Origin of the sequence: Chamaesiphon polymorphus CCALA 037 (genome assembly GCF_003003845.1) — a bacterium.
GTDB lineage: Bacteria > Cyanobacteriota > Cyanobacteriia > Cyanobacteriales > Chamaesiphonaceae > Chamaesiphon > Chamaesiphon polymorphus.
In genome coordinates this window covers 1-12,636 of record NZ_PVWO01000130.1, presented here as the reverse complement: position 1 = coordinate 12,636, position 12,636 = coordinate 1, and the positions used below count along the sequence as shown (strand labels likewise).

Genomic DNA, 12,636 nt, shown 5'->3' with positions numbered 1-12,636 from the left:
AATACCTTGAGGTAGGTATTATCTCGTGGTTGTTTTGACTCACCTAGAGCATTACCACTGTACGCTTCGCAGCGCACTTACGCCGCCTTGAGGTGTGCCAGTTTCAGATGAAGGAAATTCCCCTCTAACTCCAGCTTTTATCGCTCGAAAGATTCCTTGTTTTGCTGCCTTTGGTAGTTGGATAGATTGCATTAAGAATTTATGGTCAATCTTATCGAAACACTTTTCGATGTCTAACTCTAGAATTCTTTTACTTAATCCGTTGGCTTGACCGCCGTTTAAGTTACTGAATAGTAGTTTTTGAACATCTTGGCAACTTCTACCCGGTCTAAACCCGTATGAACGGGCGTTGAACATGGCTTCTGCTGCTGGTTCCAAGGCATATTTGATTAGACATTGATATGCTCTATCACTGATGGTTGGTATTCCTAATCCTCTTTTCGTTCCGTCTGCTTTGGGAATGTACACTCGCTTTAGGGGCTGGTGTTTCCATTGCTTCCAGTTCTTGACCAGTACTTCATAAAGTGCTAATCTTTGAGCGGATTCGAGGGCTTTCTTTCCGTCCACCCCTGCGGTTTTCCGTCCCATATTTAGCTGTGTCACCTGCCGGATGGCAAGTAATTTAGCCGCTTTGGAGCTTAATAAAAGTTTCTGAAGTTTCCGCACTAGGCAGGCGTTCCCGTTCTTTTGAGCCTTGAATATTCTCACTTGTAGGCGAAATACAATCTTCCGCAACTTGCGCCACGGTATCGATTTCCATTTATCAACTGGATTTAACTCCGTTGTCATAACATTCTCTACGCATTTTGAACATTTTCTATGCAAACCGTACCCAGTTGTCTAGCAGTCCTTACCTGCTAAATTTTCGAGTACATCTTACCAACTCTACCCGCTAACTCTTATTTAGGGAGTCCACAATCGCTAGGGATTGGAGGTTAAACGAGCCGTTTTATTCGTTCCTCAGTTTAGTTGGTTTGTAGTTTTAGGTTCTCTCACTTCGCCCACGATTTCCCAGGATTGCATGTAGAGGAATGTAACTCGATGCGGGTATTTTCACACTTTCGTGTTATCTTGTGTCGTTGTTCGTCCTTGAGTTCGGACGATGCGGGTTGGACGCTTTTTCCGAGAGTTCAACTGATGTTTAACCATGACTACCTACCTATACGAGTTGCCCCCATCTCAGGTTTGTTATCCTCGTTCTATCCCCAGCTTCACTTTCGGAGTTAATTCTCTGTCCGTGTGGGCAGTGTTGGCATCACGCTATCCCTAGCGGGTGAGACTTGTCTGAATTCGACGCACTCACACTAAACTGAAGTTACCTTTACTATCTTTTAGAGCTTGCGCTCAAGGCGGCGTAAAGGCTCTCCTCCCCTAATCCTAGAGGATTAGTTTCAGAGAAACGAACCGCACACATTCTCCCACCCCTGACACTCCTATGTCCACTAACACCATCGAAATTTCACGCGAACCGTATTGTGAAATGACCGTTAGTGGCATTATCGCCCCCGACGATCGCGATCCGAATAAATTGGTATTAATTACCCCCGATGGTTGTCAGTTTCGGGCTGCACCACTGGGGGATCTCAGCATTGGTTCGGGGAGCAGACAATGGTGCGTCATTCCAATTATGCAAACCGATGGCAATATTACCCGATTGCAAATCGTCGAAGAACAATCCCCTGGCGCGCTTGAAGGCGATCGATTCGTCTGTGTGGGCAGAACCAATCAAGTCAGTCGCAAGCACAATAGCGTCTCCCTAAAAATCGAGCGTCCTGGCGAACCCACGATTCGTCCCACACTCTTCAATCCACCGCCTCAAGTTAAATCGGGACAGATCTGGCAGGTTATTGCCCAGCGCGTGGGGATGACATTAAATATCGTCGAAGCCACCCAGCTCGACGGGCCAGAGGTAGCAGAAGTAGCACCGAAATCTCTCACCAGTGCTGCCCCTAAGACTGTCCAAGAGCCTCGAAATCTGGATCGCCAGAAGACACCAGAAATTACCGCGATCGCGCGAGCAGCCCTAAATCAGGAGAGAGACTGGGAACTAGTCCTGACGAGAGTCAAAGAACCGATCTGGGAATGGGATGCTCGCAGTTTAGTACCCACGGAGGCACGAGCTAGAGTTCAAGTCAATTCGCGTACTCATGTAGCGAGAGTTTTTGTTTATCCGCAGAGTGGGAGCGGGGAGCGGGGAGAAGTAACTTCAGATGAAACTAATAACTATTTAGATCGGTTGAGTGTCACCCCGCTAGGTGCGGCTAGAGGGATTGGTGCCTCTTGTTTTCGGGTGCAAATTGGGCCGTATGAAATCGTGATGGATTCAGGGACTCGCCCCAAAGGGAGCGATCCATTGCCAGCATTTGAATTATTAGAACGTCCCGATCTGATTTTGATTACGCACGCTCACCTCGATCATATCGGCGCATTGCCGATCTTCCATCGCGATTTTCCTGATGTCCCGATGATTTCTACCCACGGTACCCGCGAAATCGCCCATGTGATGCTCACCGATGGTTTGAAAGTGCAGACAGCAAAACAACGCCAGGGTAATGAGGATTTTCAACAATTATTCGATGCTGACGATCTCGATCGCACCTTATTTGAACTCCAAACCCAACCCGTTGGCGTGGATTTCTCGCCCCTGCCAGGATTGACAGTGCGCTTCATTCATGCTGGGCATATCGTCGGCGCGGCCTGTATTTATCTGCAGTACGGCAATCGATCGATCCTTTATACAGGCGACTACAACACCACCAGCAGCCGCACCGCAGAAGGCTTGAAACTGGCCGATTTACCCCAGGCGGACATCTTAATTACCGAATCTACCTACGGCTCCGATACCCACCCCTCCAGACGCACCCAAGAGAGCGATCTGATTAAAGCGATCGTCGAGATCGTCGCCGCAGGTGGTAACGTGCTAATACCCGCCTTCGCCCTCGGACGCGCCCAGGAAATTATCCTCGCAATCCGAACCAGTGCATTATTTCATAGCGTCAATGTCCCCGTCTACATCGATGGATTAGTCCGCGAAGTCACGGACTTATTCCAGACACAATTAGAATTACTCCCCGCCGCCGTCCAAAACTTCGCCAAAAATCAGTCCCCCTTCTTCAGCGAAAAATCCTCACCACGCATCATCTCGATCGGATCGCCCAAGGAACGCTCTCTAGCCATGGAGCAACCCTCGGTAATTATCGCCAGCTCTGGGATGTTAATCGGTGGGGCGAGTATTTTCTATGCCAAAACCCTACTCCAACGCGAAAACGCGGCTGTATTCATCTCTGGATATACCGATGAAGAATCCCCAGGACGCTTTTTACAGAGCCTAGAACCAGGTAGCCACATCGAACTCGACGGTACTCCGCTCACCGTCAACGCCAAGATCCAACGCTTCAATCTCTCCGCACATGCCGATCGAGTTGGCATCACCCAAGTCATCCATCGCGTCAATCCCCAACACCTGATCCTGATCCACGGTTCTACCAGCGCACTGCACGAACTCTCTCACGCTGGCGATTTACGAGATAAATATTGGATTCACATCCCCGAAGTCGGCGATACCATCAGCTTCGGCGAAGCACCCGCTCACCTATCTAAAGCTCAGGTAGCGCGGGTAGATATCGGACAAGAATTTGAAATTGAAATCGAAGCCGAATTCGATGGCGCGTGGCTGCGAATCGCCGATAGCGTCCTCGAAGATCCCCGCTGGCAACATTTAGCCGCGACGGGGTTACTATCCGCGAAATGGACGAAAGGCGGCTTGATGCTCAAACCCGCCAGTCATAAATCGATGGCGGTAGAAAGTGCGATCGCCAGTGGGTTAGATTGTTGTGCGGTATGCGAGTTTTTCGATGGTTATCTCTGTCGCGGCGAGGATAGTCCCCTGTACAAGCGCGATGTCGATCCGACTGCGAAATGTCCAGAATTCGTCCGTCAAGTTGTGGCGGTTGAATCGAGTGTTAATGGTGAAGAATCTTTGGTGGAGCCTCTAACTGAGGAAATCGATCCAGATGAAGATGAAGATTAGTTAAACGATCGAATCTAAGTAATTCGATTACCTCCGGTACGCTACGCGAACGGGAACTTGATTGAGAAGTTAATGTTAAACTAGAGTCGAGCTAGAACAATATCTGAAGCTGTATGAGATATATCGAAGTACCAGGAGAAATAGATGCGAATAATCGACTCATTCTTTATGAGTCACTAAAGGAAATAAAGCCTCAGCAGGTTGAAATCGATATTATATTTTCTGATGATGATTCAGAAGATTATCGAGAACCAACTAAGGCCGAAATTATTGCGGATATTGTTGAGAGCTTACGCGAATATTCCAGAGGAGAATGTACCCCCATATCAGAGATGTGGGATGATATTAAGATTAAAACCACAGGAGAAATTAATGAAGAGGGGCAACTTATCCTCGATCGACCGCTACAAGAGACTAAACCTCAATATGTTGATGTAGTCATGTGGTTTATTAAAGATGATAAACTTGTAAGAAAATTAGATGAATTTGAGGAAAACAACTATGAAAAGCATATAGCTCTTGTCAAAGAACTCAGCGAATCTAGAAGATAGTCCATGCAGGATAGAATACCGCCAATTAAGATTTACGAGAGTACTTCATATAAAAAGGAGCTGAGAAAGCTAAATAAAAGATATCGTTCGATCGAGCGAGACATCAAACCTCTAATCGAACAACTAGAAGCTGGTGAAACTCCAGGAGATAGAATTGTTGGCAATGAATATCCTGTTTACAAGGTTAGAGTCCCAAATAGTGATACTCGAAAAGGGAAAAGTAGCGGTTATCGAGTTATTTACTATATGATAACTCTTGAAGCAGTATTGCTGACGACGATTTATGCTAAATCAGACAGAGGAAATATTAGCAATAAAGAAGTTGAAGATATAATCGGGGAATACGAACTAGAAATCGACGATCTTAGGGAGAATCTCTCAGAGCGGGAAACAGAAACGATCGGGACAGATTCAGAAAATATTGACACACTGAGTTAATTAGATTGATATCGATTAATTGTTCTCGATAGTTGGTTCGATCGATCGTCATGATTGGATCTGTCCGAGATAGTGACACCCACGTTAGCATCATGCCAAAGGTTACAATGCTATTAGCGCAATATGAAGCAGCACTGGCTAGTACTAGTGATGCCTGGGAACTAGTTGAATTAGGAGTAAACTGATGGCATGGGTTTTTAGCCTCTCGGCGGAATGTGGCACGGAGCAATCCCAGACAGAGAAATTTGCTAACCACTTCAGGGATTTGACTTGGACGATCGATAATGGCATTCAATCTCAATGCCAAGTGGATATATTTACAGATGTAGAAGGAAATTGGTGGTGTCGAGTTTGTCCGAGTGGACTGAGCCAAATTGGTATCGACGCGCCAGAAAGTGCTTATTTAATGACAGAGCTAGGAATACTGCTCTATCAAAGATTGCGATTCGCACCCCCTTTTCGGTATGGCATTGTTGGGGTGGAAGTTGATGAATTTAGAACCTACAGCGAATCGATCTGCGATCCGACGGTAGCTAATCTAGCGGGAATTGTAGTCGATCGAGATATGTGGCAATTGTTAGGCTCTCCATCTGCACTTCGCAGTTTCGCTACAGGCTATTTTTGGAAGCCTTATGAGGGTGAAGTTTACAAGCCTCTAGTTACATCATTCGAGCTGAAGCATAAAATGTCAGAACTTTTGATGGCGGCTTGATTTCGGCTTTCGATCGCTAATGGTTTACATTGTTGTGCGGTATGCGAGTTTATAGAAAAAATCAGAAAACTTTATAAAGATAATTAGATATGAACACGAGCGACACTGCCGCAGAACCTAATTTGGTTGAGAGATTACAGGCAAATGCAATGGATTCACTCGTACATGGAGTAGAACATCATATTCACGGCAGTAGAGAATATGACCATAAGTATGTGGTGTTGCATGTGTTTCATGCCGTAGAACTATTTCTCAAAGCTCGACTTGCAAAGCATGATGAATCACTTGTATACAAAAAAAATGGTAATACGATAGGTGCTGACTATACTATCGATCTGTTAATTAGAGAGGCTCATATTGATTTGTCTAAATATGTAGAAGATCGAGATCCTAACAAACATCCAGGTGAAAAGCAGCTTGGTGGAAACTTGAAAAAGCTCAAAGAGGCTAGACATAATATCGAGCATAAAGAGATAGGCAATAGCCAAGATGACATGAAAATCATACTTGGAGAAGCATTTAATTTTTTAGATAGTTTTGTTAAAGCAGAATTAGGCCTCAATCTGAAAAATGAATTAGATAAACTCGATTCGATTAGAAATGATGAATTTTCAGATATCGGAGCTGATCTAGATGAAGATGAAATCGAAAGTACTTATAGAACTCTCTCAATGTCTTATTTATTTTATCACCGACATATGATGGAACGGGGCATAATCAATTATAAATTTCAAGATTATGATTTATTTGTATGTGAGGAGTGTGAAGAGGAAGCAGTTGCCTTTCCTGACCCTACGTTAGATTTGTCAGAGATAAGAAATTACAAATTAGCTCACTGCTTTAACTGTTGGTCTATGCATTCAATTAGTATCTGTGCTAGATGCGAGTCTCTCTCTGCAAGTTTAGATTGTTCTTGGAAAGAGAGGCCGTTGGAAGCATATACTGTATCAAGAGTAAATCCAACACTTAATGAAAACGAAGGAGATGAATATTCTGAAGATATTGAAGATGAAAATTTTGATGGTTTTTGTGATAATTGTCAAGATTTGATAAACGAGCAATAATCATTCAGTCGATACATTATCTTGGGGACGATCTGCATGGCGAAATTCTCGCCCGTAGGCTAAAACTTCATCAAAAATTGGAGCGTCTTTAAATGAACCAGTTATCTGCTCGATCCAGTTTGGTTCTGAGTGAGTATTTTGCTGTTTTAGTTCGGCGATAGCAGCTTCGACTATCTTTAAACGATCTTCAATTGACGTATCCATATCGAAAATTTTCTCTACTAATACCAGTTTACCTCTTCGGCTCCGGCTCCCCTCTCCCAATTTCGGGAGAGGGGCTGGGGGTGAGGGCAAGTAATTAGCCTCTCCTTCAGGACAAAACTTGCTGAGTTTTGGCGTCGGGTTTGAGTGCGAAAGTAGCAATTAAGATGCCCAAAATCGAAAGAATTGCAGTCGGAATAAAGGCGTTAGTATAGCTACCAAAAATATCTTTGGCACTACCAGCAACTAGCGTTCCCACCAATGCGCCTGCCCCATAAGCTGTAAAAACTATGCCATAGTTTTTAGTGTAGTTAGTAGGATTAAACATCGACAGTGTGGCAGTAGGCGCGATCGCCAGCCATCCGCCTAGAGATAACCACAGTAGTGCGAAGGCGAAAAAGTAATTGGCAACTTGACCTTTGCCAGTATTTAGCATCACGATCGAGGCGATTAAAATCATTACATACGAGAGAATTGCTGCCTTTTTGGGCTTGAGGCGATCGGTCAACCAACCGAACATGGGGCGACCGACACCGTTAAAGATCGCAAAAATCGATACCGATGCTGTCGCCATACTGGGATCGAGTTCGATAATTTCATTGCCAACGTTATTGGCAATCCCTATCGCCATCAAACCAGCGAGGGTACCGATCGCATAGCAGCTCCACAGGGCAAAAAAGCTGGGCGAACTCAGCAAGCGATCTGGCTCGGTGCTGGCGGGTTTGGCTGTAGACTGGGGGGTGGGTTGCCAGTCTGCGGGTGGAAATTTGAGCTGGGTGGCGATCGCGAGTAAGATTGCGGTAAAAGCTACCCCAAAAATTCTAAACGTGCTGTCGATGCCGTAGGTAGCGATAAAATATCCAGCTAGCGGTGCGGTAATTAATGGTGAGAGTCCGAATCCGACTACGGTGAAACCGACTGCCAAACCCTTGCGATCGGGAAACCACTTGGCAGTTACTGCAATCGGGACGCCATAGACAATCCCAATGCCAGCTCCAGCAATCAAACCGTAGGTAATAACTAACAGGGGAATATTGGTGGCAAAACTAGAGAGAAAATAGCCCAAGCCGACGATTATTCCCCCCACGGCAGTTACTTTCGATGCACCATAACGTTCGATATACCTGCTGGCGATCGGCATCAAAATGGCAAATACTACCAGCAAGGTGGCGAAGGGGAGCAATGTCTCTGTCGCCCCAATTGTGATGCCTTGCTGTTTCAATGCTTCCGTCAGTGGCTTGCGAAAAATGCTCCAGGAATAAACCGTACCCAAGCAGAGCATTGCGGTAATGCCTAGTGGTAAAAATAGCCATCGACCTTGCCGTGCGGGTAAGCCAAAGATTTTCAGGTCGTTCATTGTATTTTATTTTACCTCCATAGTCGAGACATAATTTATCGCGATCTGGTGTCAAGTGTAGATGAAAAGCGATCGTCACATCGGGTTCGATCGTCAAACTCGTACTAAATGAGTGCAATGCTCCGATCGGTTGGATCGACTAGAGTCAGACATCTTCAGTTACTTCCATCCCCGCTTTTGCATACTATTCGATCGACAATCGGATCGATTTTTAGCAATCTTTGTCCAATCTTCGACTATAGCAGCTTCTACTAATCCGACGATCGCAAAATGATAATATTTGTTATTTATCGCGCTCGCTCGTCCCAATGTTTTCAATAATTAGAGCATCCAAAAATCCAACGTCATGGGAGACATGGACAACAATGAGCGACCATAATGTTTCGATTGCTGATGCAACCGCGCGCGAGTCAGATCGACACTCTGGCAGAGAATCCGATCGGACAGACAGCAATCCGTTCGATATCGATCCCAAACAAGTTAAAAATTACAATCGTCAAGGTATAAATAAACACTCGTCAGGCGATCTGGCCAGTGCGATCGCGGAGTACGATCGGGCGATCGAGTTAAATCCTGAATATGTGAAAGCTTACAATAATCGGGGCTTGGCTAAAGGACAATTAGGCGACTTTGCAGGTGCGATCGCCGATTATAACCGCGCAATTAATCTCGATAACAACTATGCTAAGGCTTACTACAATCGGGGTCGAGCTAGAGTAGAAACTGGTAATATTGCGCCAGCGATCGCCGATTATAGTTGGGCGATTAAACACGCTCCTGATTATGCCAAGGCTTACTATTATCGAGGTTTAGCCAAGTTAGAGCTAGATGATAAACAAGCGGCAATTGCCGACTTCGATCGCGCCATAGAAGTCGCGCCGAACTATGCCCCTGTATATTATTACAGAGGCAATATCAAACACTATTTAGGAGATAATGTTGGGGCGATCTCTGACTACGATCGCACGATCGATCTCGCACCAGCAGATATCGATGCTATTTATAATCGCGGTAATATTAAAGGCGAAACAGGCGATAATGCTGGGGCGATCTCTGACTACAATCTGGCGATCGATCTCGACCCCAATTATGCCAAAGCTTACTACAATCGAGCTTTAAATAAAGTTAAATTAAAAGATAAACCAGGTGCCATCTTTGACTTCGATCGGGCAGCTACTTTATTTCACGAGCAGGGAAATATCGATGGTTATCGCAAGGCAATTCACAAGTTAGAACGAGAATATAATATTCGGTTTCAGTCGAATAAAAACTAATTAATTATCTCTTGCAAATATCGAAACAGAGCAAGTGTATATTTCTACACTTGCTCTGTTTGTGGGTACAGTGACCTGCTTTAAAGTTGAAGATCGATTTTGTCAATACCAATTACATCCTAATTTGTCTTCGCATAAAGCAGTAGTTAAAATTAACGGATGCTAGGATCGCGGTAGACAGGGGTATCGTCACGACGTGTAGTAGTGTGAGTTTCCTCTTTGCGTCGTCCTAATAGTCCAAATAAGCCGAGCAAACCAGTCAATCCCCACAGACCTGGATCGTAATTGTTGTTCTCGTAACTAGTCGTGGTGGTAGTGCCAGTTGTACCAGTTGTGCCAGTGGTACCATCAGTTCCAGTACCGGATGTTTGAGCCGAAGCAGGTGCAGTCATCGGGATAACTAAAACGCTGGTAGCGAGGATGCCAGCACTGATGAATTTTACTAAAGATGATTTTTGCATGGTTTTGAACTCCGGATAGTTGGTATGTTGTCTGTTATTCGCAGTTGGCGGTTAAAAAACGATTGCGAGCGATTTGGATCTTCAGCTCGATTCCTTATTAATTTAACCGAGCTGGTTTTTAAACAACTCTGTCTTAAGTACCATGTTTAAAAAAACTTAGGTAGTCCTAAAGGTGTAAGGATAAAAGTCACCAACAATTCTTCGATCGACTCGAAATTATTGCCAGCTATCGTAGAAATTCAGGCGTTACCGAATCTAAGGTATCGTTCTCTATTTTTGCAACTCCTATCTTCCAACTCCCAACTCCCAACTCGTCTAACGTTATTTCTAAGACAGAAGATGAGGTATTTTACGTGATAGTCTACACATTGGTGACGACTCGGCTTTTTTGTGTTGTTGCACCATCACTCGCTTATCGCAAACAACCCATGTATCAATTTCAGGTTATTGCACATACACAACCTGGTGAAGCCATTGCCCTGGTGGGTTCTACACCCGAATTGGGAGCGTGGGATATTACCAGATGTATTCGCCTGCATACCAGTGGCGATCTCTATCCGTTGTGGCGGACAAATACCGCGATCGATATCCAGCTATCGGCAGAGTCGATCGAGGGCCAAACAGTAGAATACAAGTATGTAAAGCTCGACAAGCAGGGCTTTGGACATTGGGAATCCTTCGGGTTCGACCGTTGGATCCCGATCGAGCCTCAACATCGCTCTGAGACGATCGTGGTCGATGATGGTGCATTTGGTTATTTACAACCTCATCCCTTTGGCTATATCCAATCACCGACGATCGCCACCGCCGAGCCAGAAAATCCGCAAGGTCTTAAAATTATGGTGATTGGCAGTTCGGTGGCTGTCGGTCAAAAAGCGTGGTTATTAGCAGGCTGGACATCGCTATTGGCAGAGTCCGTGCGCCAAAAATACGGACACAGACTGATTAATGTGGCGGAGGCTGGAGCCAACGTCGGTAGAACGATCGAGCGGTTTGGTGCGGCGGTTGCCCCAGAACAACCAGATGTAGTGATTATTGCCCTATCGCTGGGGAATGAAGGTTTCGCGCACTGTTCGCCCCATCAACGCCGATCCGTACAGCGCAGATTTGAAAGCGGCTTGCAGCAACTGATCCAAATGACCAGGGCACTGGGCGCACGCCCGATTTTGGGCGGAGTCTATCCACATGGCGACTATACACCCGAACATCACTGGTGGTTGCAAGATACCCACAACCGGATGCTTAAGTGGGGCGTACCGCTCCTCGATTGGTTGGGAGTATTAGATAATGGTGGCGGACGCTGGAAAGCCGGAATATCTTTCGACCCCGCTCATCCGAATACGATCGGGCATCGTCTGATGTATGAGGCGATCGATTTACAGCTATTCCAGATCGACAAAGACGAATTAGCCTCAGATCGACAACGTTTCTGGCAACTCAACGAAGTACCGCTTTATCTCGATAATGCTGGATTCTCAATCTGTGCTTGTCTCGAACAAAAGCGGTTGCGGATTAACAATCCATCTCCCAATAACTACACGATCGCGCCCTATTGGCAGGAATTGCAAACAGTCCTCAAAAGTAAAGCCGGATTGATGCCTGGTATCTATCTTGCCACCGATCGCCAGCCCGGAACGCTCCCTTATTTTGCCGTGTCAGCAGATGGCTCGATCTCGACGATGGTAGAGATTCCAGCGGGAACTGAATGGGAATACAGCGCAGCTTTCAATCTATTCGATCCCAACAACTCCCAAGTTTTGTTTTATGACGAGCAACTGGGAATCTGGCAACAGGACGAGCGTCAATTGTGGGTCATTAACGAATCCGACCACGAGTACAATCTGCAACCGATGTGGACGGAGGTGAAAAACGCACTTAGAGCCTTGCCAGCAGGTGTATATGCAGATCCACAACATCCCGAGGTGCCCTTCCGAACGATGATAATCGGTCGTAACGGACTAGAGAGTCGGGTGAAAATTCCGGCGCAGTCTGCTGTCATGTTTGAATTCCAGTGTGAATTAGCCCAACTCGAGCGGGTGGGAATTATTCCACTCGGCGATCGTTGTGCGGCACGGATGATGCTGTACAAAATGGGCTACGATGGCCCCGCCTTCCCGTTCGATCTGACGCGGACGACCAATATTGCCGATATCGCCGATATTATCGACAACGGCTTTGATGAGATGTGGAATCCCCACCTACTGCATTTCGATTCATTCATTCGCCGCATTTATCACCAGAAATGGGCGGGATTGTCGTTTGCTCACGAGGTAGAAGATAACGAAAATCCGATCGACGCTCTGTCGATGTCTGTCGTTCACGAACGAATGCGATCGCGTTACTCCGCACGCGCTCACAGGTTTTGGTATACCCTCAAACATGCCGACAAACTGCTATTCATCCGCACCGGAATTGCCGATCGCGGTGGCACGATCGATCTGCTCGACAAGCTCACCAAACACTGTCAGGGCAAGCCATTTCAATTGATGCTCCTCTCACCCCAATCCTCGGATGAGTTTAAAGGTCTGCCCAATGTGTTGCATTACAA

Annotated in this window: 11 protein-coding genes and 1 pseudogene; 8 read left to right on the top strand and 4 right to left on the bottom strand. The window is 45.9% G+C overall.

From position 1 onward, the window contains the following. Positions 1 to 51: 51 nt before the first annotated feature. Positions 52 to 789: a reverse transcriptase N-terminal domain-containing protein gene (locus tag C7B77_RS12160; RefSeq protein ID WP_219892126.1), complete on the bottom strand. Its 738-nt coding sequence runs from the start codon at positions 787 to 789 to the stop codon at positions 52 to 54. A gap of 646 nt (positions 790 to 1,435) precedes the next feature. On the opposite strand from C7B77_RS12160, the gene C7B77_RS12155 reads away from it, so the two are divergent. The 6 genes and pseudogenes from C7B77_RS12155 to C7B77_RS12135 all read left to right on the top strand — a co-directional run bounded on the left by C7B77_RS12155 (position 1,436) and on the right by C7B77_RS12135 (position 6,795). Further along, positions 1,436 to 4,030: an MBL fold metallo-hydrolase gene (locus C7B77_RS12155; RefSeq protein WP_106304726.1), complete on the top strand. Its 2,595-nt coding sequence runs from the start codon at positions 1,436 to 1,438 to the stop codon at positions 4,028 to 4,030. Positions 4,031 to 4,143: 113 nt separating this feature from the next. Beyond that, positions 4,144 to 4,581, top strand: coding sequence for a hypothetical protein (locus tag C7B77_RS12150; RefSeq protein ID WP_106304723.1), 438 nt, complete (start codon positions 4,144 to 4,146; stop codon positions 4,579 to 4,581). A 3-nt stretch (positions 4,582 to 4,584) separates the two neighbouring features. Further along, positions 4,585 to 5,019, top strand: a complete 435-nt coding sequence (locus tag C7B77_RS12145; protein ID WP_106304720.1) for a type II toxin-antitoxin system RelE/ParE family toxin — start codon at positions 4,585 to 4,587, stop codon at positions 5,017 to 5,019. A 59-nt stretch (positions 5,020 to 5,078) separates the two neighbouring features. Next, positions 5,079 to 5,204: pseudogene (locus C7B77_RS31405) on the top strand (Tse2 family ADP-ribosyltransferase toxin); the annotation flags it as partial. Beyond that, positions 5,204 to 5,731: a hypothetical protein gene (locus C7B77_RS12140; RefSeq protein ID WP_106304716.1), complete on the top strand. Its 528-nt coding sequence runs from the start codon at positions 5,204 to 5,206 to the stop codon at positions 5,729 to 5,731. The pseudogene C7B77_RS31405 and the gene C7B77_RS12140, both read left to right, overlap by 1 nt. An 89-nt stretch (positions 5,732 to 5,820) precedes the next feature. Next, positions 5,821 to 6,795, top strand: a complete 975-nt coding sequence (locus tag C7B77_RS12135; protein ID WP_106304713.1) for a DUF3644 domain-containing protein — start codon at positions 5,821 to 5,823, stop codon at positions 6,793 to 6,795. Here C7B77_RS12135 and C7B77_RS12130 read toward each other — a convergent pair whose 3' ends face one another. Continuing rightward, a complete protein-coding gene (locus C7B77_RS12130) occupies positions 6,796 to 6,999 on the bottom strand; it encodes a hypothetical protein (protein ID WP_106304710.1) in 204 nt (67 codons plus the stop codon). It abuts the gene before it with no gap. Between the two features lie 106 nt (positions 7,000 to 7,105). Then, complete coding sequence (locus tag C7B77_RS12125) at positions 7,106 to 8,353, bottom strand: L-lactate MFS transporter (RefSeq protein ID WP_106304707.1); 1,248 nt, start codon at positions 8,351 to 8,353, stop codon at positions 7,106 to 7,108. Between the two features lie 365 nt (positions 8,354 to 8,718). Here C7B77_RS12125 and C7B77_RS12120 point away from each other — a divergent pair, with 365 nt between their 5' ends. Further along, positions 8,719 to 9,627 (top strand): tetratricopeptide repeat protein, encoded by a 909-nt coding sequence (locus C7B77_RS12120; protein ID WP_181243831.1) that lies wholly within the window; start codon positions 8,719 to 8,721, stop codon positions 9,625 to 9,627. Positions 9,628 to 9,779: 152 nt separating this feature from the next. On the opposite strand, the gene C7B77_RS12115 is transcribed toward C7B77_RS12120, so the two are convergent. Continuing rightward, positions 9,780 to 10,088, bottom strand: a complete 309-nt coding sequence (locus C7B77_RS12115; protein WP_106304701.1) for a WGxxGxxG family protein — start codon at positions 10,086 to 10,088, stop codon at positions 9,780 to 9,782. A 428-nt stretch (positions 10,089 to 10,516) separates the two neighbouring features. Between C7B77_RS12115 and C7B77_RS12110 the strand changes: the two genes are divergently transcribed. Beyond that, on the top strand, positions 10,517 to 12,636 hold a 2,120-nt coding region (locus tag C7B77_RS12110), incomplete at its 3' end, for a DUF1796 family putative cysteine peptidase (protein WP_106304698.1).